Raw genomic sequence first — 24,816 nt, forward strand, 5'->3', positions numbered from 1 at the left:
CCGGGGCCCGTTTGCACTTTTGAATGCCCCCAGGGCCCGCCGCTTCGCGCCAGGCCCCGGAGCGGGCGTCCCCCAAGGAAACTTCCTTCGGGGCGGAAAACCTTGGGCGGCCCGGCGTTTTCCCGACAGGCCGCGAGCCGCGCACGACGCAGCGGCGCACCGATAACGATATCGAGAGGGCGGCAATGACAACGCACGGGTGGGGCAGTCGGATTCTTTGGGGCGCGGCGCTGGTCGCGATCACGTTGCTCGGCGCCTGCAACGGCGACGAGTCGTCCGAACGCAATCGGCTGCCCGGGTTCGTGTCCGGCAGCGTGCGCACCACCGCCTACGACGGTACGGGCGACGACCTGCTGACTGCCGGTCTCGGCAAGACGGGCCTCGCCGCCGCCACCGCGCCGGCGTTCGCGAATCCGTCGCGGCCGACGAGCGCCGAGCTGCGCCGGCTCGCGATCTGGTCGAACTACCGCGCGCTCGTCGACATGAGCGCCAACGGCGGCTACGGCCGTTTCTGGGGACCGAACGTCGACCTCGACGGCAACGACACGCTCGGCGAAGGCAAGATTCCCGGCACCGAATATCTCGCGTATTCCGACGACGGCAGCGGCCGCAAGAACGTGACGCTGCTCGTGCAGGTGCCCGCGAGCTTCGACCCCGCGCAGCCGTGCATCGTCACCGCGACGTCGTCCGGTTCGCGCGGTGTGTACGGCGCGATTTCGGCGGCCGGCGAGTGGGGCCTCAAGCGCGGCTGCGCGGTCGCGTACAACGACAAGGGCGGCGGCAACGGCGCGCACGAGCTCGGCACCGACACGATCACGCTGATCGACGGCACGCTCGCCGACGCGGTGCTCGCCGGCAATGCGAGTCTCTTTACCGCCAATGTGACGAGCAGCGACCTGGCCGCGTTCAACAGCCGCTTCCCGAACCGCTACGCGTTCAAGCACGCGCATTCGCAACAGAATCCCGAGCAGGACTGGGGGCACGCGACGCTGCAGGCGGTCGAATTCGCGTACTGGGCGCTCAACGAACAGTTCGGGCCGTTCGTCGACGGCTCGCATCACGGCGTGCGCTACCGCCCGGGCGACATCACGACGATCGCCGCGTCCGTCAGCAACGGCGGCGGCGCGGCGCTCGCGGCGGCCGAGCAGGACACGCGCCGCTGGATCACCGCGGTCGTGGTCGGCGAGCCGCAAGTCAACGTGCGGATGGCGCCGAACGCGGTCGTGCGCGAGGGCGGCCAGCCGGTGCCGTCGTTCGGCCGGCCGCTGGCCGACTACGCGACGCTCGCGAACCTGCTGGAGCCGTGTGCGGCCGCGTCGTCGTCGCTCGCGGGCGCGCCGTACCTGAGCGCGCTGCCGGCCGCCACCACGCAGTCGATCCGCACGCAGCGCTGCGCGACGCTCGCCGCGGCCGGGTTCGTGTCGGGGGCCGATACGCAGAGCCAGGCCGCCGACGCGCTCGCGCAACTGCACGCGGCCGGCTATCTCGCGGATTCCGACCTGCTGCAGGCGCCGATGTGGGATTCGCAGGCGATTCCGGCGATCGCGGTCACCTATGCGAACGCGTACACGCGCTCGCGCGTGACCGACAACCTGTGCAATTTCAGCTTCGCGACCACCAATGCGGCGACGGGCGCGGTGGCGCCGCCCGCCGCCTCGCCGATGCCGGCCGTGTTCGGCCTCGGCAACGGCGTGCCGCCGACGGCAGGCGTCAATCTCGTGTTCAACACCGGTGCGGGTGTCGACCACCGGCTCGCGACGCCCGACGCGAGTTTCGCGGGCGCGCTGTGCCTGCGCCAGCTGTGGACCAACGGGATGCTCGACATGCCGGCGAACGTCGATGCGGTGCGCGTGAACGCGAACCTGCAGGGCAAGCCGGCGATCATCGTGCAGGGCCGCAGCGACGCGCTCGTGCCCGTGAATCACGCGTCGCGCGCGTACGTCGCGCAGAACGGCATCAGTGAAGGCGGCCGCAGCCAGCTCGTGTTCTACGAGGTGACGAACGGGCAGCACTTCGATGCGTTCCTGCCCGTCGCGGGCTTCGACACGCGCTTCGTGCCGGTCCACTACTACAACCTGCAGGCGCTGAACCTGATGTGGCGGCACCTGAAGAACGGTGCCGCGCTGCCGCCGTCACAGGTGGTCCGCACGCTGCCGCGCGGCGGCACGCCGGGCGCCGCGCCGGCGCTGACGAGCGCGAACCTGCCGCCGATCTCGGCGTCCCCCGGCGCGAACGCGATCACGGCCGGCGCGGGCGCGATCGATGTGCCGCTCTGACGGCACCCGCCCCACCGCGATACGGAAGCCGGACGCTCGTCCGGCTTTTTTATTTTCAGCGTCTGGAATCGGTCCCGCATTGCCCTTGGTCCGAATGGCATGCGCTGTAACAAATTATCGCTTTACGGCGGAAAATCCGGAATCTATTATGCGCCGATATTTTAACTTAATTTAATAAATTCCCGTAAAGACAATATTCCTTTCCGTATAGTTAATCGATCCTTTCGATTTTATTAAATCGGCTCGAGTTGCGGTTGGTCGCCCTTTCGCGATTGACCGGCATTTCGTCGAGGGAGTCGTTCGTCTGTTCGAAGCGAAGGCGCCTTGTCTGGCGGCCTTTGCAGGGGATGCTTTTGCTTGCGGTTTCTCGCGCGTGCGGATGGCGAGGGCGAATTCGCAGTGCCGCACATTATTGAATCGTCGTTTGCAATGGAATTGATTCCATTGTGCGATCGCGGAATATGGGTGGGGTAAATCATGCCGGTCGGTATTCGCCGATGCGGTAAAAAACTCGGGGTGCATCGCAAAACGAATGCGCTCCCGGTGCGGAGCGCCGGCGCAAATGATCCTTTGCGACCGGCGGTATTTATCGTTCTGTTCGAGAGGCAATAATGACGACACTGAAGTCCTTGAAAGACGGTTTCGCGCTATTTGGAACGACGCTGAGCGTGCCGCTCGCCGCAGCCGCGGCCGCGGCGCTGCTCGTCACGGGATGCGGCGGCGACGACGGGGCGGGCCCGACCGCCGCCACCGCGGCAGCCGCGACGACGTCGAACGGCAGCACGTCGGCCAGCACCAATGCAACGGCCGCCGTCCCGGCCGACCAGCCGTACGTCGACAACGACGTGTACGGCACCGGGCCGAACGACGCGGTCACGGATTCGACCGAAGGGGCCGCGGTCGTGCACCGCCAGGTCACGATCGGCGGCAAGACCGTCCAGTACACGGCCACCACCGGCCACCTGACCACGATCGACCCGATCACGTCGGCGCCGAACGCGAAGATGTTCTACGTCGCGTACACGCAGGACAATCCGGACCCGTCGAAGCCGCGCCCGGTCACGTTCTTCTACAACGGCGGCCCCGGCTCGTCGTCGGTCTACCTGCTGCTCGGCTCGTACGGGCCGAAGCGCCTGCAGTCGTCGTTCCCGAACTTCACGCCGCCGGCCCCGTACAAGCTGCTCGACAACCCGGACAGCCTGCTCGACCGTACCGACCTCGTGTTCATCAACCCGGTCGGCACCGGCTACTCGGCGGCGATCGCCCCGGCGAAGAACAAGGATTTCTGGGGCACCGACCAGGACGCGCGCTCGATCGACCGCTTCATCCAGCGCTACCTGACCAAGTACTCGCGCTGGAACTCGCCGAAGTTCCTGTACGGCGAGTCGTACGGCACCGCGCGCAGCGCGGTCGTGTCATGGGTGCTGCATGAGGACGGCATCGACCTGAACGGGATCACGCTGCAGTCGTCGATCCTCGACTATGCGAATGCGCTGTCCGCGCCGGGTACCTTCCCGACGCTCGCGGCCGACGCGTTCTACTGGAAGAAGACGACGCTCAACCCGACGCCGACCGATCTCGACGCATACATGGTGCAGGCCCGCAACTACGCGGACAACACGCTCGCGCCGCTCGCGCAGAAGCCGAACCCGCAGGACGGCGGCTTCGTGAACGTGCGGCTGAACCTGAACCTGCAGACCGCGCGGCAGATGGGTTCGTACATCGGCACGGATCCGACGTCGCTGATCCAGACGTTCGGCAACCCGGCCGCGCTCGGCAACGTGCCGTCGTCGGACGACAACCCGCCGTACACGTTCTTCCTGACGCTCGTGCCGGGCACGCAGATCGGCCAGTACGACGGTCGCGCGAACTTCACGGGCAAGGGCATCGCGCCGTACATCCTGCCGAACTCGGGCAGCAACGATCCGTCGATCACGAACGTCGGCGGCGCGTACACGGTGCTGTGGAACAGCTACATCAACACCGACCTCAAGTACACGTCGACGTCGTCGTTCGTGGACCTGAACGACCAGGTCTTCAACAACTGGGACTTCAGCCACACCGACCCGACCGGCGCGAACCGGGGCGGCGGCAATACGCTGTACACGGCCGGTGATCTCGCGGCGACGATGAGCGTGAACCCGGACCTGAAGGTGCTGTCGGCGAACGGCTATTTCGATGCGGTCACGCCGTTCCACCAGACCGAGCTGACGCTCGCGCAGATGCCGCTCGATCCGACGCTCAAGGCACAGAACCTGACGATCAAGAACTATCCGTCGGGCCACATGATTTACCTGAACGACGCGTCGCGGACCGCGCTGAAGGGCGATCTCGGCAACTTCTACGACGGGATCCTCGCAAACCGTACCGCGCTGCAGCGCGTGCTGAAGCTGCAGGCGCGCACGCAACAGATGAAGCAGCAACAGTTGAAGCAGCAGGGGCAGTAAGGATCGCGAGCGACTTGCGCTGCCCGGCCGTGGGCCGGGCGGCCCGAGTTCGCGAGGCCCCGGATGGACGACAGCCCGATCGGCGCAGGCCGGTCGGGCTGTTTTTTTGCGGCGGGGGAAGCCGGCGGCGCGTGCTGGCCGGTCATGCATCACATCGCGCATGCGGCTCGCGATGCTGTGAGCTTCCACGGTGCCCGTGAGTCGTCGACCGACGGGGCGTTGTCGGGTCCGCGTGAGATTCGCGGCGGCTTGATCCTCGCAAGGGGGATGCATGCCCCTGTATCGAGGGAAATTCTCCACCGACAAATCGTGCCGATCTCTTCCGTCAGGGGCGGGAAGATGGCGGTGTCTGCCGTGGCGGGCGGCAGCCGCGCCGCTTACGCGAGCACGAGCCGCACGCCGACCGCGACGAGCGTCGAGGCGAGCAGGTTGCGCAGCAGCCGCTCGGGCGCGCGCGCCGACAGCAGGCTGCCGAGCACGATGCCGGGCAGCGAGCCGAGCAGCAGCGACAGCAGCATCGACCAGTCGACCGAGCCGAGCAGCCAGTGGCCCATGCCGGCGACGAGCGTGAGCGGCACCGCGTGCGCGATGTCGGAGCCGACGATGCGCGCGGTCGCGAGCAGCGGGTACAGTAGCAGCAGCACGGTGACGCCGATCGCGCCGGCGCCGACCGACGTCATCGACACGAGCGCGCCCAGCACGGCGCCCGTCAGCACGGTCGACCAGAACGTGCGCGCGGGATTCGGCGGGAGCGGGTTGCGCGCGGCGAGCGCGGTCAACTGCGGGCGGAAGATCAGTGCGAGCGACGTGAGCAGCAGCGCGATGCCGAGCACCAGCTGGATCATTCGCGCGGTGCCGGGCGAGTTCATCCCGTGCGTGTGCAGCAGCCACAGCGTGACGGCCGCGGCCGGGACGCTGCCGGCCGCGAGCCGGCCGGTAATGCGCCAGTCGATCGACCCCTTCAGTCCGTGGACGAGGGTGCCGGTGGCCTTGGTCGCGGCCGCGTACAGCAGATCGGTGCCGACCGCCGTCGCGGGATGGACGCCAAACAGCAGCACGAGGATCGGCGTCATCAGCGAACCGCCGCCGACGCCCGTCAGGCCGACGAGAACGCCGACGAACAGGCCGGACAGGGAGTACAGCAGATCGATATGGGGAAGCGACATCGGAAGCAGGCGGTTATGCGGCGTTCGGCGGCGGCGCGCGGCCGCGGCGCGCGCATCAAAGTCCGCCATTGTCGCAAAAGTGGCGCTTCGGTGTACGACTACGTTAAAAATCGGCCGGGAAGGCCCGCCGGACGGGCCGTTCCCGGCGGGTCAAACGAACGTTTGAACGGGCGCCGGGCCGGGCGGGGTGGCGTGCCGGCGTTGCCGGGTTGCGACGCCGATGGCGGGCCATCGGGTGCGGCGGGGCGGAACTCTCCCCGATTCAGGCCGGACGGCCGTCAATGCATCGCGGGGCCGGCGCCCGCAACGGCGTCCTGGCGGCGGATGCGCAGCGCGAGACCGAGCAGCCCGGCCGCGGCCGCAAATGCGGCGCCGACGGCGAACGCGGCGTGGTAGCCGCCGTTCAGCGCGTCGAGCGGCGAGGCGTGTGCCGCCGCGAGCGCATCGGTGCGCGCGGCCGCGAGGCTCGCGAGCACGGCGAGGCCGAGCGCCCCGCCCATCATGAACGCGGTGTTGACGATGCCCGACGCGAGCCCCGAATCGGCCGGATCGACGTCGCTCATCGCGGCGAGCAGCACCGGATTGAACGCGACGCCCGCGCCGATGCCGAGCAGCGTCATGCCCGGCAGCACGTGCCAGACGAAGCTGCCGTCGGCCGGCGCGCGCGCGAACAGCGCGAGGCCGCACGCCGCGATCAGCAGGCCGGCGGCGATCGGGCCGCGGATGCCGAAACGCATCACGATCCGCGCCGACAGCCCGAGCGAGAACGCGGCCATGATCAGGTTCGCCGGCAGGAACGCGAGCCCGACCTGCAGCGGTCCGTAGCCGAGCACGCGCTGCATGTAGAGCGCGGACAGGAAGAACCACGCGAACATCGCGGCCGCCCACAGCACGCCGATCACGTTCGCGAGCGCGACGTTGCGCGCGGCGAACAGCGTGAGCGGCATCAGCGGATGCGCGACGCGCGCCTCGATCGCGACGAACAGCGCGAGCAGCACGACGGCCGCGCCGATCAGCACGACTGTTTGCGTAGACAGCCAGCCGGCCTCGTTGCCCCCGACGATCCCGTAGACCGCGAGCATCAGCGACGCGGTCACGGTGATCGCGCCCGCGACGTCGAGCCGCGCGGCGCCGGCCGGCGCGCGCAGGCGCGGCAGCAGCGCGACGCACATCGCATAGACGGCGATGCCGATCGGCAGGTTGACGAGGAAGATCCAGTGCCACGACAGCGTGCTCGTCAAGAGCCCGCCGAGCAGCACGCCGATGCTGCCGCCGCCCGCGCAGACGAAACCGTAGACGCCCATCGCGCGCGCCCGTTCGCCCGGCTCGGTGAACAGGTTCATGATCAGCGACAGCGACACGGCCGACACGATCGCGCCGCCGAAGCCCTGCACCGCGCGCGCGGCGATCAGCATCGTCTGCGATTGCGCGAGGCCGCAGGCGAGCGACGCGAGCGTGAACACGACGAGGCCGGCGAGGAACATGCGCCGCTGCCCGTACAGGTCGCCGAGCCGGCCGCCGAGCAGCAGGCAGCCGCCGAACGTCAGCAGGTAGGCGTTGACGACCCACACGAGGGCCGTCTCGGTGAAATGGAGGTCGGTGCTGATCGACGGCAGTGCAACGTTTACGATCGTGCTGTCGAGCACGATCATCAGCACGCCGAGGCAGAGGACGATCAGCGCGTACCAGCGCTTCTCGCCGTGGATCCCGTGGGTCATGGCTGGCAGCCTTCTCTCTGATAGTTATTTGAAAGGCTGAATTGTAGACGTCGTTCGCGTGCGCTTCCTGCCGGTTTGTGGCAGGAGCGACGCGTAGCGGCAGCGCGTGTCGCGCGGCGCCGGACGTTATCCGCGCGGCGGGAGTTCGCAGCCGTCGGGGCCGCAAGCGGCGGCGTCGTCGCCGGCGAATTCGACGATGGCGCCGTCGCGCCATGCCTGCTCGAGCGCCTGCGCGAACACGTCGGCCGGCTGCGCGCCCGATACCGCGTAGCGGCCGCCGAACACGAACAGCGGCACGCCGCGTCCGCCGATCTGCGCGGCGCGCGCGATGTCGGCCTCGACTTCGTCACGGTATGCATCGCTGCGCAGCACGGCTTCGACGGCCGAGCGCTCGAGCCCCGCTTCGACCGCGAAGTCGATCAGCGCCGCATGGTCGAACAGCGAGCCGTGCTCGCAGAAATAGGCGCGGTACAGGCGCTCGGTCAGCGCATGGGCGCGGCCGGTGGCTTCCGCGAGCTTCACGAGCCGATGGCCGTCGAGCGTGTCGCCGACGAACGTGCCGGGCAGGTCGTAGCTCAGCCCGACGCTCGCTGCCGCGTCGGTCACCTGGCGCAACATCTGGTCGACCTGCGCGGGCGACATCCGGTACTTGCCCGCGAGCATCGCCTCCACCGGTTCGACCGGCTGGCCCGGCATCAGCCGGTACGCACGCAACGCGACGTCGACGTGCTCCGCGTGCGCGAATGCGGCGAGCGCCTCGTCGAAGCGGCGCTTGCCGATCCAGCACCACGGGCAGATCAGGTCGGACCAGATTTCGACGGTCAGGATCGGGCGGGCAGTCGGGGCGGGAGTGGTCGTCATGGGCGGTCCGGGGCGGCAAATAAATGTAACCGGGACTATAGCATTTTGTGCTTCGACGCTTCGACGCTTCGACGCTTCGATGCTTCGCCGTGGGCTGGCCCGCGTGGAACGGGCCGGCCCCTGACGTATCACGAAGCATAGTCACGGACCGCGCGAACCGGTAGCGGGGCTGATGTCAGTGATGGTGAACGGTGAAGGCGGCAAGCTTGGCGACCAAGCGACCAAGCGACCAAGCGACCACGCCCGCAGCACAGGTCGCTCACACGTCGCTCACACGTCGCTCACACGTCGCTCACACGTCGCCCTGCGTTTCCTTCAGATGCTTCAGGTGCTTGTAGACGGTCGCGCGCCCCATCCCGAGCACGTTCGCGACGTAGTTCGCGGCGCTCTTGCCGCGGAACGCGCCTTCCGCATAAAGCGCCTCGACGAGCTCGCGCCGGTGCTCGCGCGTGAGGCCGTTCAGGCCGACCTGCCGCTCGCGCAGCCAGCCGTGCAGGAACGTGTTGATGCGCTCCTGCCAGTCGTCGCGGAACAGCTCGTCCGGTTGCGCGACGATGCCCGCGCCCTTGATGAACACGTCGAGCGTCGCGCGGACGTCGTCGAACACCGCGATGTTGAAGTTGATGCACATCATCCCGGCCGGCCGGCCTTCGTCGTCGAACAGCACGTTGCTCACGCAACGCATGCGCCGGCCGTCCCAGTTCAGTTTCTCGTACGGGCCGATCACGCGCTCGCGCGCCGAATGATCGATTTCCTCGAGCGCCGAATCGTCGCCGACCTCGCGCTTCGACAGGTTGTTCGCGAGGTACAGCACGGTCTGGTCGTGCAGGTCGTGGATCACGACTTCCGCGTACGGGAAGAACAGCGCCGCGATGCCGTCGGCGATCGGTGCGTAGCGGGTGAGCAGCAGGTCTTTGACGGGGGATTGCTTCTTGCGCATCGGAATCGCCATCTCGGGTGAGCGGGAGCCGGGCGGTGCGTCGGCACGGCGCGCCGGCGTGCCGTCCACCGGCTCGCCCGTGCGCCCCCGCGCTGCCGCCGCGGCGGTTGCGCCATTGTATCGGCCCCGCGTGCGCGTGCCGCTCATGCGCGCGTCAGATGCATGTACAGCGCGTGTGCGATCGCGATGTCCTCGAGCCCGAGGCCGATCGAGCGGAAGAACGCGTGACGCGTGCGCGACGGCGCCGCGCAGGTGCCTGCGACGAGCGCGGGCAGGTCGCCGACGATCCGCTCCGGCGTCCAGCCGTGCCCGGCCGCCGCGATCTGCATCTCGCCCGCGCTCGCGGGCGTCGTGTGCCGGTAGTCACAGTACACGTCCATGTCGGGCAACCATGCGGGCGGGATCTCGTGCGCGCGCGCGACGTTGGTGCTGATCGAGGTGACGAGCGCGGGGCGCGTGAGCATGCCGTCGGCGAGCACCGGCGTGCCCGACGACGTGCACAGCATCACGACGTCCGCGTCGCGCACGCACGCCTCGACGCTGGCGGCCGCACGGGCGCGCGGATCGATCCGCGCGAGCGTCGCCTGCAGCGCCGGGTCGCCGGCGAGCGCGGGCGAATGGACGCTGATCGATGCCCAGTCGCGCAATGCCGCCGTATGGCGCAGATGTGCGAGGCCCACCGCGCCCGCGCCGATCACGGCGAGCCGGCGCGCATCGCGCGGCGCGAGGCAGTCGACCGCGAGCGCCGTCGTGCCGGCCGTGCGCTCGACCGTCAGCAGCCCCGCGTCGCACCACATCAGCGGCTGGCCGGTGCGCATCGACATCAGCGCGGTCCACGCCGTGACGATCGGTTTGCCGCCCGTCACGACGTATGGCGACAGCTTCGCGCCGAACACTTGCTCGTCGGCGAGTGCGCCGAGATACGTGATGAAATCGCCGGCCTGCTCGGGGAACAGCGTGAGGGTTTGCGGCGGCTGCACCGCGCGGGCCGATGCGAGCGACGCGAACATGCGGCGCAGCGTGCCGAGCACGTCGAGCGACGGCAGCGCCGCGCGCACCGCGGCTTCGTCGACGGTCAGCGGCAGGGTCGGGGCGGGTTGCGTCATGGAACTTCTCCGGTCGGGGCCGGACAGGACAGTCTCGAAAGCGGGCGTCCGGCGGTGTTCGTGATGGATTAAAAGTCTAATATAGACAAAAGAAGTCGGGTGAATTTTTCTTTTCAGGACAGGCCCGAGCCGCTGTCAGTCGAAAAAACATCGATGAATCAAAGGCATTTTGTGTAATCGACGGAATCTCGATGGGCAGCAGCGAGGCCGCGATTATCGTATCCCCTATAGTCTATAGTAGACTAAGAGTCTATATTTCACATGCGGACCGGCATGTTGCCGCCCGGCGGCCGGCATGCATCGCATGCCGATCCGGCGCCCGGCGACGGCGTCGCGCGAACGGTCTTCATCGCCTCAATCCGGAATCGAAGGACATCGTCATGAACTGGAAGCTTTCCCTCTGCGCCGTCGCGGCGCTTGCGTGCGCGGCCGTCACCGCCCACGCGGAACAGACCACGCTGCGCTTCGGGATCGAAGCCGCCTATCCGCCGTTCGAGAGCAAGACGCCGGCCGGCCAGCTGCAGGGTTTCGACGTCGACGTCGGCAATGCCGTCTGCGCGAAGCTGAACATGAAGTGCGTGTGGGTCGAGAATGCGTTCGACGGGCTGATCCCGGCGCTGCAGGCGCGCAAGTTCGACGCGATCAATTCGGCGATGAACATCACCGCGAAGCGCAAGCAGAGCATCGATTTCACGCCGGCGATCTACGTGGTGCCGATCGTGATGGTCGCGCACCGCGGCTCGCCGCTGCGGCCCGATGCCGCGAGCCTGCGCGGCAAGCACGTCGGCGTGCTGCAGGGCTCGTCGCAGGAGGATTTCCTGAAGGCGCACTGGGCCAATGCGGGCGTGGACGTCGTGTCGTATCAGGACCAGGACCAGATCTATGCCGATCTCGTCGCCGGTCGTCTCGACGCGGCCGTGCAGGAAGCGCAGACCGCGCAGGACGGTTTCCTCGACAAGCCGGCCGGCCGCGACTACCAGATCGTCGGCGAGCCGCTGAAGGATCCCGCGACGCTCGGCGAAGGCACCGGCTTCGGGTTGCGCAAGGGCGACAAGGCGCTGCAGGCGAAGATCGTCGGCGCGCTCGACGCGCTGAAGAAGGACGGCACGCTGAGCGCGCTGTCGCAGAAGTATTTCAAGCGCGACATCGTCGCGAAGTAAGCCAGGCCGCGCGCCGGCCGCGGTGCCGGCGCGCGTCGCACCGAATCTCGACGCAGTACGGGGAAGCATGGATTTCGACGTCATCGTTCTGGGGGCCGGCATCGTCGGCGTGTCGTCGGCGCTGCATCTGCAGGATCGCGGGCTGCGTGTCGCGCTCGTCGACCGGCGCGCGCCCGGCGAGGAAACGAGCCATGGCAATGCGGGGCTGATCGAGCGCTCGTCGGTCGTGCCGTACGCGTTCCCGCGCCGGCTCGGCACGCTGCTGCGCTACGCACGCAACCGCTCGGTCGATCTCTATTGGGACTACAAAGCATTGCCCGCGTACGCGGGCTGGCTTGCGCGTTTCTGGCGCGAATCGTCGCCGCAGCGGCTCGCGGCCGCCGCACGCGACATGCTGCCGCTCGTCGCGGCGAGCGTCGTCGAGCACGACGCGCTGCTCGCGCGCACCGACGCGCAGCCGCTCGTGCATGACGGCGGGTGGATCGAGGCATTCCGTTCGCCCGCGCTGTTCGACGCGGAAACGCGCGCGCAGCAGCGGGTGGCCGACGCGCACGGGTTGCGGATGAGTGTGCTCGACGCGCGCGCGTTGCGCGAACGCGAGCCCGGCATCGGCGACGCGTTCTGCGGCGCATTCCACTGGCAGGACCCGAAGACGGTGTCGAGCCCCGGCGGCCTCACGAAGGCGTACGCGCGGCTGTTCGAGCACGACGGCGGCACGTTCGTACGCGGCGACGCGACGACGCTCGCGCAGGTGCGCGACGGCTGGCAGGTCGATACCGAGCACGGGCCGATTGCGGCCCGTTCGGCCGTGGTTGCGCTCGGGCCGTGGTCCGATCACGTGTTCGCGCCGCTCGGCTACCGGATTCCGCTGCGCGCGAAGCGCGGCTATCACATGCATTACCGGCCGACCCGCGCGTCGCTGAACGTGCCCGTGTGCGATACCGAGGAGGGTTTCGTCGTCGCGCCGATGGAAGGCGGCCGCCTGCGGCTCACGACCGGCGTCGAGATCGCGTTGCGCGGCGCGCCGCCGACCGGCGTGCAGCTCGCACGGGCAGAGCCGCTGGCGCGCGACGCGTTCGGCATCGGCGAGCGGCTCGATCCGGCGCCGTGGCTCGGGATGCGGCCGTGCACGCCCGACATGCGGCCCGTGATCGGGCCTGCGCCGCGCCATCGTCATCTGTGGTTCGCGTTCGGGCACTGTCACCACGGGCTCACGCTCGGCCCCGCGACCGGGCGTCTGCTCGCCGAGATGATGACGGGCGCGCCGACCTTCATCGATCCCCATCCGTACCGGCCCGCGCGCTTCGGCTGAACCCGTTGCGATACGACGGCCGCCGCGTGTGCGGCCGTCACAGTTTTTCATTCGGCTGTCCGTATTGAGTGAAGTCTTGCAGCCGGAAATGATCTGCGCAATTGACCGGAAAGAAATCGCGAAATAAGCAAAACAGAAAACACGCGATTTATTAATGCAATTTCATGAAGATGAAATGCGAAGCAGGCGGTCCGTCCGGGCCATCCGGCGACGTTTCGCAACGGACGTTCCGATGTGACCCGGGATGTACCGGAACACGTTACTTCCGGCCTCGCAAACGTTACGTTACATCCGCGCTCCCGACACATTTATCGTCAGATGATTGCGGCTGCGCGACCCGTTTATTTACCCGGAAATCCATATAAAACCGTTATTGGCTTGCAATAGGCCAACGAATCAATCCGTTTTATCCGGATGGCACACTTCGTGCAATCGATCCCCATGCTTTATCAACGTAGTGCCAACGAGATGGGGTAAGGATGAGACAAAACTTTAAATTGACGGGCGTGGCGCTGTCGGTCACGACGGTGTTCGGGGTACTGGTTTCCGGTTCGGCTGTCGCCGGGCCGCTCGATGCGCTGCCGATTCCGCAAGTCGTCGTGAATCCGCCGACCAACAGCGTATCGATCGGGTTGGCCGCGACCGGCACGTCGCCGCTGGGTTCGGTCACCGTTGCGACGGGTGGGGCCGGCGCGATTCAGACGTCGCTGGGCAATCCGGCGCAGGCGTTGTCGGGCGCGGTGAACGCGCTGCAGGGCGCGCTCGGCGGCGGTGGCGGCGCGGTGACGCCCCTCGCGCCGGTACAAGGCGTGGTGAACCAGGTGACGGGAGCGCTCGGTGGCGGCAACCCGGCCGGTGCGTTGAGCGGCGCGCTGAATACGGCGACGGGGACGTTGAGCAATGCGGTCGGCACGGTGACGGGCGGGCTGGGTAACGTCGGCGGCGGTGCGAATCCGCTGGCGCCGGTTCAAGGTGTCGTCAATCAAGTGACGGGGGCGCTCGGTGGTGGCAACCCGGCCGGCGCGCTGACCGGCGCCCTCGGTACGGTCACGGGTGCGCTGGGTAACGTCGGTGGCGGGTCGAATCCGCTGGCACCGGTTCAAGGTGTCGTCAATCAAGTGACAGGGGCGCTCGGTGGTGGCAACCCGGCCGGCGCGCTGACCGGCGCGCTCAATACGGCGACGGGTACGCTGAGTAACGGAATCGGTACGGTGACGGGCGCACTGGGCAACGTCGGCGGCGGCGCGAATCCGCTGGCGCCGGTTCAGGGCGTGGTGAATCAAGTAACGGGTGCGCTTGGCGGCGGCAACCCGGCCGGCGCACTGACCGGCGCCCTCGGCACGGTGACGGGTGCGCTCGGCAGCGTCGGCGGCGGCAACCCGGCCGGCGCACTGACCGGCGCTCTCGGCACGGTGACGGGTGCGCTCGGCAACGTCGGCGGCGGCAACCCGGCCGGCGCACTGACCGGTGCTCTCGGCACGGTGACGGGTGCACTCGGCAACGTCGGCGGCGGCAACCCGGCCGGCGCGCTGACCGGCGCCCTCGGCACGGTGACGGGTGCGCTCGGCAACGTCGGCGGTGGCAACCCGGCCGGCGCACTGACCGGCGCCCTCGGCACGGTGACGGGTGCACTCGGCAACGTTGGCGGCACGAACCCGCTGGCGCCGATCCAGAACGTCGTCGACCAGGTCACGGGCACGCTGGGCAGCGGCAATCCGGCTGGTGCGCTGAGCAACGCGGTCAATACGATCACGGGTACGCTCGGCAACATCGGTGGCGCGTCGAGCCCGCTGGCCCCGGTGCAAGGCGCCGTCACGCAACTCGCCGGCACGCTCGGCAATGGCAACCCGGCCAGCGCACTGACGGACGCTGTGAACTCGGTGACGGGCGCGCTCGGCAGCCTCGGCGGCACGAACCCGCTGGCGCCGGTACAAGGCGTCGTGAACCAGGTCGTCGGCACGCTATCGGGCGCCGGCGGCGGCAGCCCGATCGCGCCGATCACGAACCTCGTCAGCGGCCTGCAAAACGCGCTGCCGACGGGCGGCAACCCGGCCGGCGCACTGGGCAACGCGGTCAACTCGGTCACGGGCGCACTCGGCAACCTCGGCGGCACGAACCCGCTGGCGCCGCTACAGGGCGTCGTGAACCAGGTCGTCGGCACGCTCGGCGGCAGCAACCCGGCCGGCGCACTGGGCAACGCGGTCAGCTCGGTCACGGGCGCACTCGGCAACCTCGGCGGCACGAACCCGCTGGCCCCGGTACAGGGCGTCGTGAACCAGGTGGTCGGTACGCTCGGCGGCAGCAACCCGGCCGGCGCACTGAGCAACGCGGTCAGTTCGGTGACGGGCGCACTCGGCAGCCTCGGCGGCACGAACCCGCTGGCGCCGGTGCAGGGCGTCGTGAACCAGGTCGTCGGCACCCTGTCGGGCGCAGGCGGCAGCAGCCCGATCGCGCCGATCACGAACCTCGTCAGCGGCCTGACCGGCGGCAGCAACCCGGCCGCCGCGCTGACCGGTGCGCTCGGTTCGGTGACGGGTGCCCTGGCGAACGGTCCGGCGGCCCTCGGGCAGGCGGCCGGCGCGTTGTCGGGCGCGGCCGGTTCGACGGCTGCAGCGGGCGGCAGCCTGCTCGGCTCGGGCGCGAGCGCGGCGGGCAGCACGGCGGGGGCAGCCGGTTCGCTGCTGTCGACGGGCGGCAACGCGACGGCGACGGTCGTCAATGCGGCCGGCACGACGCTGGGCACGGCGCTGGGTTCCACGCCGAGCCTGTCGGTCACGCCGCACTCGGGCAACAACTCGGCGAACAATCCGCTCGCACCGGTGTCGACGCTGCTGCAGGCGGTGACGGGCGCATTGCCGAGGTAACCGGCCGGCGCGCGCGGCGACGGTTCATCGCCTGCCGCGCGCAACGGGTCGCACAACGCGGCATGACAGCAATGTCATGCCGCGTTTTTTTTGGGTTCCCGGTCTGTCTCACGGGAGGAATGGCACTGAATTGCGGGGCGGAATGGAATAACCGGCCGGATTCGTCCGTTTACTTACCGAGTCGCGGCGCAGCCGGACAGCGGGATAATGGTCATGACGTAGTCGACGTCCCGTCCGGCGCCGCCGTGCCGCGATGCCATGCCAAGGAGAACGGGAATGAAGACGATGCTGTTCGCCATCGCGCTGATGGCCGCGATCGTGCGGCCCGCGGCCGCCGAGCCGCCGCAGGCCGGTGACGGGAAACTGGTCGACGAAGATCACATGACGCTGTACGTGTTCGATCACGACGCGCCGGGCAAGAGCACGTGCACCGGCACCTGCGCGGCCAACTGGCCGCCTGCGCTCGCCGACGGATACGACAAGGCGTCGGGCGCACTGAGCCTCGTCACGCGCGACGACGGCAAGAAGCAATGGGCGTACCGCGGCCGTCCGCTGTACCGCTGGAAGATGGACCACAAGGCCGGTGACGCGGGCGGTGACGGCGTCGGCGGCATGTGGCACGTCGCGCGCCCATGAGAACGGACTGACGGGCTGACGGCGCGGCGACGCGCAAGGCATCCGGATGAGCTACGAATCGGACCTGCTGGTGTGGCTGCCGCATCTCACCCGTTATGCGCGCGCGCTGACGGGCGATCGGGCCTGGGCGGACGATCTCGTGCAGGACACGCTGGAACGCGCGCTGAACCGGCCGCCGCGTGACGGCGGCAACCTGCGCGCGTGGCTGCTGACGCTGCTGCGCCACCGCTTCATCGACCAGTTGCGCGCGCGGCGCGAGATCGCGGTCGACGATGCGACCGCGCCGTGGCAGACGATGGCCGCGCCGAACGACGAGATCGGCGGCCTGCTGCTGCGCGACGTGCAGCGCGCGCTGTACCGGCTGCCGGTCGAGCAGCGCGAGGTGCTGCTGCTGGTGGCGCTCGAGGAGCTGAGTTACCGCGACGCCGCACAGGTGCTCGGCGTGCCGGTGGGGACTGTGATGTCGCGGCTGTCACGGGCGCGTGAACAGATGCGTGCGCTGTTGTCCGGCGAGCCGCCGGCGCACGGCGCGGCCGCGTTACGGGTGATCGGGAAGACATGATGGACGACGACGATCCGCGCAAACCTTCGAACGATCGGGACGATGCCGTGTCGGCCCAGCTGCTGTCGGCGCTGCTCGACGGCGAGCTGTCCGGGCAGGAGCGCCGCGAGGTGCTCGAGCGGCTGCGGTCCGATCCGCGGGAGGCCGACCGGTTCGCGCATTACGGCGCGCAGCGCGATGCGTTGCACGCGCTGTTCCCGCTGCCGGCTGCCGCACCCGCGCTGTTCGTGCAGCGGCGCGCGCCGCGCTGGCGTGGCCTTGCCTATGCGTTCGCGGGGCTGGCGGCCGGGCTGGTGATCGGCATCGCGCTGCACGCGGGCTGGACGACGTTCGGCGCCGAGCCGGCATTCGCCGCACGCGCGGACGTCGCTTACGCCGTGTACGCGGCCGAGCGGGAGCATCCGGTCGAGGTCGACGCACGCGATCCGGCGCGCCTTGCCGCGTGGCTGTCCGCGCATCTCGGGCGGCCCGTGCGCGCGCCGTCGCTCGACGAATACGGCTATGCATTGCTGGGCGGCCGGCTGCTGCCGGGCGACGCGGGGCCGGCGGCGCAACTCATGTACCAGCGCGCGGACGGCAAGCGCGTGACGCTCTACATGACGGCCTACGACGCGCGGCGCTTCGCGCCCCAGGCGATGTCGGCCGACGGCCGCCATACGTATTTCTGGTCGGATCGCGGCATGGGTTTTGCGCTCTCCGGGCGCGCCGACGAACGACGCCTGCGCGAACTCGCGATCGAGGCATGCGGCGCGCTCGGCGGGCCGACCGACGCGTGGAAGGGGTGATGCACGCGGCATCCGCAGGGAGCCAATGATGAACGCAAAGGTGGCGATGGTGACGGTGGCGCTCGCGGCATGCGCCGGGCTCGCGCGGGCGGACGGCGATGCCCCGGTGCGCGTGCCGGTCGACGCCGACGGCGTGCAGCGGGTGGCGATCGTCGGCGGCAGCTATTTCTTTCGCCCGAACCACGTGATCGTCCGCGCGCACGTGCCGGTGGAACTGACCGTATCGGCCGAACCGGGCGTCGTGCCGCACAGTTTCGCGATCGACGCGCCGCAGGCCGGCATCGCGGTGCGCACCGAACTCGGCACGACGCCGCGCACGTTGCGCTTCACGCCAACGACGCCCGGCCGCTTCGCCTACTATTGCACGCATCGGCTGCTGTTCTTGCGCAGTCATCGCGAGCGCGGAATGGAAGGCGTGCTCGACGTCGAGGCGGCGCCGTGATCGCCGCGTTGCTGGCCGCGAGCCTGATAGGAGCGAGCATGACAGCCGATCCCGTGACCGTCGCGCAGACGCATTTCGACCAGGTCCACTCGTACCGCGCGACGATCCGCTCGTCGGCGCGAAGCGGCGAGCACGCCGAATTCCACTATGCGTACCTGAAACCCGGTTTCGTCCGGATGGACTTCGTGTCGCCGCATCACGGCGCGGTGCTCGCGTACGATCCCGGCGACGGCAAGGTCCGGCTGCGCCCGTTCGGCGAGCATGCGCTGCCCGCGTTGACGCTGTCGCCGTCCAATCCGCTCCTGCGCAATCGCAGCGGCCATCGCGTCGACCGGTCGGACGTCGGCGTGCTGCTGCGCAACGTGCATGCGCTGCAGCAGGGCGGTGCGACGGTGACGGAGGGCCAGGAAACCGTCGGCGGCCGCACCACGCTGCGCGTGTCGGTGACGGGCGCACCCGCGCACGTGGTCGACGGCGTGCATCGCTATCGTCTGTGGCTGGACACCGAGGACGGCTTTCCGCTGAAGGTGGTCAGCTTCGCGGACGACGACGGCGCGCCGCTCGAGACGGTCACGCTCGACGACGTCGAGATCGACGTCGCGTTTCCCGCCCGCTTTTTCTCCCCCTGATTCCTGATCCCGACGACTCATGCCGGAGGCAGCATGGCGGAATACCGGTTTTCGACGACGTGGCGCGTGGACGCGCCGCTCGCGGCGGTCTGGGACGCGATCTACCAGGTCGATCGCTGGCCCGACTGGTGGAAGAGCGCCGTGCGGACCGTCGAGATCGAACCCGGCGATGCGCGCGGCGTCGGCGCGCTGCAGCGCTACACGTGGAAAGGCGCGTTGCCGTACCGGCTGACCTTCGACATGCGCGTGCTGCGCGTCGAGCGGCTGCATGCGCTCGAAGGCCGCGCGAGCGGCGCGATCGAAGGCGACGGCTGCTGGTCGTTCGCCGGCGACGGCACGCGCACCGTCGTGCGTTACGACTGGCACATCCGCACGCGCGAGCGCTGGATGAACTGGCTGGAGCCGGTCGCGCGCCCGCTGTTCGCCTGGAATCACGACGTCGTGATGCGCGAAGGCGCGAAAGGGCTCGCGCGCCGGCTGGGCGCGACGGTCGAGACCGACGGCCGGACGTTCCAGCCGGTCGCCGGCTGTCCGGACATGTGACGATCTCGCGGTCTGTCCCGGCCTCGTTGGCGTCCGAGCGGCCCTTTTCATGCGATACCGGACGACCGCGGGAACTCGGTGCCTGCCCCGTGTCAAATTGGGGCGATGGTCGGGATATCCCGTATCCTCGTCCGCTCCCGGTGTGCGAGGTTGATGTGTATGTGATTGTTTTGAATGGCCTTTTTTGATTTATCCCCGTTTTTCCGCCGTTCCGCCCCGCACGAAAAAACCTCCCGCTCCCCTTCTTGAATTTGTCAAAACCCGTCCATATAATTAGCACTCGCTGCACGAGAGTGCTAACAATTCTCTGCCGGGCGACCCGCCGGGCAGATTCCCTAAGCGTTCTTCAATCTCAGTCAAGAGAGGAGTGAATATGAACCTTCGTCCTTTGCACGATCGCGTGATCGTCAAGCGCCTGGATCAGGAAACCAAGACCGCCTCGGGCATCGTGATCCCCGAAGCTGCTGCTGAGAAGCCGGATCAAGGCGAGATCCTCGCGGTCGGCCCGGGCAAGCGCGACGACAAGGGCGCGGCGATCGCGCTCGACGTGAAGGTCGGCGATCGCGTGCTGTTCGGCAAGTACGCTGGTCAGACCGTCAAGGTCGACGGCCAGGAACTGCTGGTCATGCGCGAAGAAGACATCATGGCCGTGGTCAACGCGCAGTAAGCGTCCACCGACGGTACATATTCCCAAGAATTCAAGGAGTTAGAAGATGGCAGCTAAAGACGTCGTATTCGGCGATTCCGCCCGTTCGAAGATGGTCGAAGGCGTGAACATTCTCGCCAACGCAGTCAAGGTCACGCTGGGTCCGAAGGGCCGCAACGTCGTGCTCGAGCGCAGCTTCGGCGGCCCGACGGTCACCAAGGACGGTGTGTCGGTCGCGAAGGAAATCGAGCTGAAGGACAAGCTCCAGAACATGGGCGCGCAAATGGTCAAGGAAGTCGCTTCCAAGACCAGCGACAACGCAGGCGACGGCACGACGACGGCAACCGTCCTCGCGCAATCGATCGTTCGCGAAGGCATGAAGTACGTCGCATCGGGCATGAACCCGATGGACCTGAAGCGCGGCATCGACAAGGCAGTCGCAGCGGCTGTCGAAGAGCTGAAGAAGATCAGCAAGCCGTGCACGACGAACAAGGAAATCGCACAGGTCGGCTCGATCTCGGCGAACAGCGACACGTCGATCGGCGATCGCATCGCTGAAGCGATGGACAAGGTCGGCAAGGAAGGCGTGATCACCGTCGAAGACGGCAAGTCGCTGGCTGACGAACTCGACGTCGTCGAAGGCATGCAGTTCGACCGCGGCTACCTGTCGCCGTACTTCATCAACAACCCGGACAAGCAAGTCGCCGTCCTCGACAACCCGTTCGTGCTGCTGCACGACAAGAAGGTGTCGAACATCCGTGATCTGCTGCCGGTGCTCGAGCAAGTCGCGAAGGCTGGCCGTCCGCTGCTGATCATCGCAGAAGACGTCGAAGGCGAAGCGCTCGCAACGCTGGTCGTCAACAACATCCGCGGCATCCTGAAGACCGTTGCGGTCAAGGCGCCGGGCTTCGGCGATCGTCGCAAGGCGATGCTGGAAGACATCGCGATCCTGACCGGCGGTCAAGTCGTCGCGGAAGAAACCGGCCTGACGCTCGAGAAGGCAACGCTGGCAGAACTGGGCCAGGCGAAGCGCATCGAAGTGGGCAAGGAAAACACGACGATCATCGACGGCGCAGGCGAAGCCGTGAACATCGAAGCGCGCGTCAAGCAAGTTCGCACGCAAATCGAAGAAGCGACGTCGGACTACGACCGTGAAAAGCTGCAAGAGCGCGTGGCCAAGCTGGCCGGCGGCGTGGCAGTGATCAAGGTCGGTGCTGCGACCGAAGTCGAAATGAAGGAAAAGAAGGCACGTGTCGAAGACGCACTGCACGCAACGCGCGCAGCTGTGGAAGAAGGCATCGTGGCAGGCGGCGGCGTTGCGCTGATCCGCGCTCGCACCGCGATCGCAGGCCTGACCGGCGCGAACGCCGACCAGAACGCCGGCATCAAGATCGTGCTGCGCGCAATGGAAGAGCCGCTGCGCCAGATCGTCACGAACGGCGGCGAAGAAGCGAGCGTCGTGGTGGCGGCAGTGGCTGCAGGCACGGGCAACTACGGCTACAACGCAGCAACGGGCGAGTACGTCGACATGGTTGAAGCCGGCGTCGTCGACCCGACCAAGGTCACGCGCACCGCGCTGCAGAACGCAGCTTCGGTTGCAGGCCTGCTGCTGACGACGGACGCAGCTGTCGCAGAACTGCCGAAGGAAGACGCACCGATGCCGGGCGGCATGCCGGGCGGCATGGGCGGCATGGGCATGGACATGTAATCGACTTCGGTCGATGGTGTCCGGGGCGCGCAGCGATGCGCGCTCCAGCCAAAGAAAAAGACCCGCAGCGATGCGGGTCTTTTTTTATGTGCGCGCAAAAAGGGGCGGACATTCGCGGGCGGACCTGCCGCCCCCGCGCGAGGGTGAGCCACGTGCAACGGCGGCGCGGGGCCGCCGTGCGGGTTCAATGCCGGGCGATCCGCGGGGAGGTTTTGCTGCTTTCCGTCACCGGGCGTCCGCCTTCCTCATCGTTGCTGCGGGCCCAGAAGAACCGGTCGGGCAGGTACGCGCCCATGCCGGGCCGGAACGCGTCGCGCACGGCCTGGTACAGGTATTCCTGCGCCTCGCGCACCGCTTCGGGCGGTTCCTGGCCATTCGCGAGCAGGGCCGCGATCGCCGCGCCGAGCGTATCGGTGATGCCCATCAACCGGTGCGGCGAACGATCCCACATGTCCTCGCGAAGCTGGCCTTCCTCGCCGTACAGCGTGTTGACGAGCCGGTGCGAGCCCGTCTCCGACGACAGGATGTACTCGCAGCCCTGCGACAGCAGGTGCGACACGGCCGCGTCGAGATTCGGCGCCTCGGCATCGCCGTCCGGCTGCGCGAGCGCGATCAGCGTCGCGTGGTCGGCGACCAGCAGCGTCGTCTGCGGCGCGAGCAGGTCGGCGATCGATTCGCGCAGGTCGTCGGCGGCGAGCACGTGCTCGTCGTCGAGCGTGAAGTCCGGCGCGAGCACGAGCGGCACGCCGTCGTAGTCGGCGACCACTTCGGCGATCGCGCTCACGACTTCCGCGCGCGTCGCCGCGCCGATCTTGAACGCGGCGACCGGCATGTCCTCGAGCAGCATGCGCGCCTGGGCGGCGACGACATCGGGATCGAGACCGGTCACTTCGTCGCAGGCGGCCGAGTCGCGCACGGTATAGCCCGTCAGGACGGACACGCCGTGGCAGCCCATGCTCGCCAGTGTCATCAGATCGGCTTGGAGGCCGGAGCCGCCGGTGGGATCGGACAGGCCGAAGGTGAGGACGATCGGAGGGGCGTTGCTGGACATGTAAAAATGGGGCAAGAAAAAAACGGGGAAGCGACGGAACTGCGGACGGCGAGGCGAAGTGGGCGTTTGGGCCCTGTGTTGCCCGGCAGGCCGCACTTTCCAGCCATTATGCGGCGGAATCCGGCCCGCACGACGGATTTTTTAGCGCAGCGCAACGTAGTCGCCGTACTCCAGCGCGATTGCTAGGCAGTCCGGCCCCGACACGGTACCATCATGGCTCCCGAATTTACCGACTTTTCCCGACGCGGCTTAAGATGGAATACAAGAGCTGGATGTGCCTGATTTGTGGCTGGATTTATGACGAAGAAGCCGGGCTGCCCGAAGAGGGCATCGCCCCGGGCACGCGCTGGGAAGACGTCCCGATCAACTGGACGTGCCCCGAATGCGGCGCTCGCAAGGAAGACTTCGAGATGGTCCAGATCTGACCGGACCCTTGGCCAACGGACACCCGGCTGCGGCCTCGCGGTTGCCCGGTGCTTGCGCGCCGAGGCCGGCGCGAGCGACTTGACGATGACAGGCGCGCGTGTCCATGACGGCCGATCCGGCGAACGTTCCCCACCCTGACGCATTACCCAACCCGCGCGGCGGGGCCGTGCGCGCGGCCGACGCGTGGCTCGCGGCGGCCGCCGACGCATTCGAGCGTCGCGACGACGCGGCCGCGCCGCTGTCGGCCGCTGCCGCCGTGCTGGCGGAGGCCGGCTGGCTGCCGGCTGCCCGATTCGCGGGGCAACTCGCCGCCGCGGCGCCGCTGGTCGCCGCCGAACCGGCTTGCGCCGCCTGGCGCCTCGCGTTGCGCGATTTCAGCGCGGCGGTCGGGCGCCACAATCTTCGCGAGCTGGCCTGCTCGCCCGTCCTGTTCGACCATTTCCGTGCGCTGCGTGCGCAAAGCTCGGCCGACCTGCACGCGAGCGTGCCGCTCGACACGCTGGCACTCGTCGGGCGCGCGACGCCGCCGGCGACGCTGCGCGCGTTGCCCGACGCATTCGCGAGCCGCGCGCGGGCCCGTTACGAGCAGGCGCTGCTCGGCGTGCTGCGCGCGCCGCACGGCACGCCGGACGCGGCGCTCGACGAGCTCGACACGACCCTGACCGCGCTGGCCGACGACGCGCCGTACGACTTCTGGCGGCTCGCCGCCGCGTGCCTGCGCGCGCTGCGCGCGAGCGCCGCGCCCGAACTGAAGCGTTTCCTCGCACGGACCAACCTGCTGCTCGGCGAGCACGCGCAGGGCAGGCGCCGCGCGCCGCCGGCGCTCGTGCGCGAGACGGTTGCGTTGCTGTGGCGCGATTTCGCGCTGTTCGGCGCGGCCGCGGAAGACGTCGCGCTCGTCGACGTGCTGCACGACTATGGGCTGACCGTGGACTGGCACGTCGCCGGCACGCCCGCGTCCGAGGCGCTGTGGGAAGCCGGCGCGGCGCAGGCCGAGCATGAGGCGGTCGCGGCGGCGCCCACCCGCATGCTCGGCGTCGTGACCGTCAACGCGCACGCGTATGAGGATTTCCTGCAGACGGCCGACGCGTCGATGGCCGATCTGGCCGTCGATGCGGCCACGGCCGATGCGGGGGCCGCATGGCGCGCGTCCGCGGCCGCCTACCGGGTCGGTACGGCCGCATGCGCGCTCGGGCTCGGTCACGCGGCGCTGCTGGCCGACACGCTCGGGCTCGCGTGGCGCCGTGCCGCACACGGCCTGCCGCTCGCCGACGGCGGGCTCGACGCGCACGGCCGGGCATCCGACCTGCTGCGCGGCGCGCTGCTGAAGATCGCCGCGGGGGTGGCGCCGCCGGACCTGACCGCGGCGTCCGAGGCGCTCGGCGCGGCGCTTGCCCCGAGCTGACGCGCAACGGGGCGCGACCGCGGCGGCAGCCCTTGCCACGCGGGCCGGCAACACGCTGCCGACAGCGCCCGCGCGCGTGTTAGAGTGCCATGTGATCCGCGCGCGTCGTTGCCAGCGTCGTGCGGCGTTGCTT

General features: G+C 68.7%; 21 protein-coding genes. 15 read left to right on the forward strand and 6 right to left on the reverse strand.

All coding sequences use genetic code 11. The features are described 5' to 3' along the window. The first annotated feature begins 185 nt into the window (after nucleotides 1-185). Together DIE17_RS28975 and DIE17_RS28985 are read left to right on the forward strand one after the other, a co-directional pair. The gene (locus DIE17_RS28975; protein ID WP_124488727.1) at nucleotides 186-2,276 is read left to right on the forward strand and encodes a D-(-)-3-hydroxybutyrate oligomer hydrolase; all 2,091 of its coding nucleotides are present in this window, start codon (nucleotides 186-188) and stop codon (nucleotides 2,274-2,276) included. Nucleotides 2,277-2,887: 611 nt separating this feature from the next. Next, nucleotides 2,888-4,723 (forward strand): S10 family peptidase, encoded by a 1,836-nt coding sequence (locus DIE17_RS28985; RefSeq protein ID WP_124488728.1) that lies wholly within the window; start codon nucleotides 2,888-2,890, stop codon nucleotides 4,721-4,723. A gap of 377 nt (nucleotides 4,724-5,100) precedes the next feature. On the opposite strand, the gene DIE17_RS28990 is transcribed toward DIE17_RS28985, so the two are convergent. From DIE17_RS28990 to DIE17_RS29010, 5 genes are all read right to left on the reverse strand, one after another. Then, nucleotides 5,101-5,889, reverse strand: coding sequence for a sulfite exporter TauE/SafE family protein (locus DIE17_RS28990; protein ID WP_044844146.1), 789 nt, complete (start codon nucleotides 5,887-5,889; stop codon nucleotides 5,101-5,103). Nucleotides 5,890-6,167: 278 nt separating this feature from the next. Next, nucleotides 6,168-7,607 (reverse strand): DHA2 family efflux MFS transporter permease subunit, encoded by a 1,440-nt coding sequence (locus DIE17_RS28995; protein WP_124488729.1) that lies wholly within the window; start codon nucleotides 7,605-7,607, stop codon nucleotides 6,168-6,170. A 126-nt stretch (nucleotides 7,608-7,733) separates the two neighbouring features. Next, on the reverse strand, nucleotides 7,734-8,468 hold the full coding sequence (locus DIE17_RS29000; RefSeq protein ID WP_124488730.1) for a DsbA family oxidoreductase: 735 nt from the start codon (nucleotides 8,466-8,468) through the stop codon (nucleotides 7,734-7,736). Nucleotides 8,469-8,760: 292 nt separating this feature from the next. Next, nucleotides 8,761-9,555, reverse strand: coding sequence for a transcriptional regulator (locus DIE17_RS29005; protein WP_124488731.1), 795 nt, complete (start codon nucleotides 9,553-9,555; stop codon nucleotides 8,761-8,763). After that, nucleotides 9,552-10,514 carry an ornithine cyclodeaminase family protein gene (locus DIE17_RS29010; protein WP_044844133.1) on the reverse strand — a complete coding sequence of 321 codons (963 nt, stop codon included), beginning with the start codon at nucleotides 10,512-10,514 and terminating at the stop codon, nucleotides 9,552-9,554. The genes DIE17_RS29005 and DIE17_RS29010 overlap by 4 nt, the downstream gene beginning before the upstream one ends. 380 nt (nucleotides 10,515-10,894) lie before the next feature. Here DIE17_RS29010 and DIE17_RS29015 point away from each other — a divergent pair, with 380 nt between their 5' ends. The 11 genes from DIE17_RS29015 to groL all read left to right on the forward strand — a co-directional run bounded on the left by DIE17_RS29015 (nucleotide 10,895) and on the right by groL (nucleotide 21,801). Beyond that, on the forward strand, nucleotides 10,895-11,674 hold the full coding sequence (locus DIE17_RS29015; RefSeq protein WP_124522832.1) for an ABC transporter substrate-binding protein: 780 nt from the start codon (nucleotides 10,895-10,897) through the stop codon (nucleotides 11,672-11,674). 67 nt (nucleotides 11,675-11,741) lie between these two features. Further along, nucleotides 11,742-12,986: an NAD(P)/FAD-dependent oxidoreductase gene (locus tag DIE17_RS29020; protein WP_124523364.1), complete on the forward strand. Its 1,245-nt coding sequence runs from the start codon at nucleotides 11,742-11,744 to the stop codon at nucleotides 12,984-12,986. A 479-nt stretch (nucleotides 12,987-13,465) separates the two neighbouring features. Next, complete coding sequence (locus tag DIE17_RS29030) at nucleotides 13,466-15,850, forward strand: hypothetical protein (protein WP_124523362.1); 2,385 nt, start codon at nucleotides 13,466-13,468, stop codon at nucleotides 15,848-15,850. A gap of 276 nt (nucleotides 15,851-16,126) precedes the next feature. After that, nucleotides 16,127-16,486, forward strand: coding sequence for a hypothetical protein (locus DIE17_RS29035; protein WP_124488735.1), 360 nt, complete (start codon nucleotides 16,127-16,129; stop codon nucleotides 16,484-16,486). Nucleotides 16,487-16,532: 46 nt separating this feature from the next. Next, the gene (locus DIE17_RS29040) at nucleotides 16,533-17,048 is read left to right on the forward strand and encodes a sigma-70 family RNA polymerase sigma factor (protein ID WP_044846302.1); all 516 of its coding nucleotides are present in this window, start codon (nucleotides 16,533-16,535) and stop codon (nucleotides 17,046-17,048) included. After that, complete coding sequence (locus DIE17_RS29045) at nucleotides 17,048-17,833, forward strand: anti-sigma factor family protein (RefSeq protein ID WP_409333444.1); 786 nt, start codon at nucleotides 17,048-17,050, stop codon at nucleotides 17,831-17,833. The genes DIE17_RS29040 and DIE17_RS29045 overlap by 1 nt, the downstream gene beginning before the upstream one ends. Before the next feature lie 28 nt (nucleotides 17,834-17,861). Then, nucleotides 17,862-18,275, forward strand: a complete 414-nt coding sequence (locus tag DIE17_RS29050) for a quinol oxidase (protein WP_124488738.1) — start codon at nucleotides 17,862-17,864, stop codon at nucleotides 18,273-18,275. Further along, on the forward strand, nucleotides 18,272-18,904 hold the full coding sequence (locus DIE17_RS29055) for a LolA family protein (RefSeq protein WP_124522837.1): 633 nt from the start codon (nucleotides 18,272-18,274) through the stop codon (nucleotides 18,902-18,904). The genes DIE17_RS29050 and DIE17_RS29055 overlap by 4 nt, the downstream gene beginning before the upstream one ends. A gap of 33 nt (nucleotides 18,905-18,937) precedes the next feature. After that, the gene (locus tag DIE17_RS29060; protein ID WP_124488740.1) at nucleotides 18,938-19,447 is read left to right on the forward strand and encodes an SRPBCC family protein; all 510 of its coding nucleotides are present in this window, start codon (nucleotides 18,938-18,940) and stop codon (nucleotides 19,445-19,447) included. Between the two features lie 373 nt (nucleotides 19,448-19,820). After that, the gene (groES, locus tag DIE17_RS29065; protein WP_014897904.1) at nucleotides 19,821-20,114 is read left to right on the forward strand and encodes a co-chaperone GroES; all 294 of its coding nucleotides are present in this window, start codon (nucleotides 19,821-19,823) and stop codon (nucleotides 20,112-20,114) included. A gap of 46 nt (nucleotides 20,115-20,160) precedes the next feature. Beyond that, nucleotides 20,161-21,801: a chaperonin GroEL gene (gene groL, locus DIE17_RS29070; protein ID WP_044846298.1), complete on the forward strand. Its 1,641-nt coding sequence runs from the start codon at nucleotides 20,161-20,163 to the stop codon at nucleotides 21,799-21,801. Nucleotides 21,802-21,985: 184 nt separating this feature from the next. Here groL and DIE17_RS29075 read toward each other — a convergent pair whose 3' ends face one another. Then, on the reverse strand, nucleotides 21,986-22,852 hold the full coding sequence (locus DIE17_RS29075) for a hydroxymethylpyrimidine/phosphomethylpyrimidine kinase (RefSeq protein WP_044846297.1): 867 nt from the start codon (nucleotides 22,850-22,852) through the stop codon (nucleotides 21,986-21,988). 254 nt (nucleotides 22,853-23,106) lie between these two features. Here DIE17_RS29075 and DIE17_RS29080 point away from each other — a divergent pair, with 254 nt between their 5' ends. Together DIE17_RS29080 and DIE17_RS29085 are read left to right on the forward strand one after the other, a co-directional pair. Further along, a complete protein-coding gene (locus DIE17_RS29080; RefSeq protein WP_004186709.1) occupies nucleotides 23,107-23,277 on the forward strand; it encodes a rubredoxin in 171 nt (56 codons plus the stop codon). A 104-nt stretch (nucleotides 23,278-23,381) separates the two neighbouring features. Beyond that, nucleotides 23,382-24,683: a hypothetical protein gene (locus DIE17_RS29085; RefSeq protein ID WP_124573021.1), complete on the forward strand. Its 1,302-nt coding sequence runs from the start codon at nucleotides 23,382-23,384 to the stop codon at nucleotides 24,681-24,683. Nucleotides 24,684-24,816 lie beyond the last annotated feature (133 nt).

The sequence above is a fragment of the Burkholderia sp. Bp9099 genome, assembly GCF_003857805.1.
GTDB lineage: Bacteria > Pseudomonadota > Gammaproteobacteria > Burkholderiales > Burkholderiaceae > Burkholderia.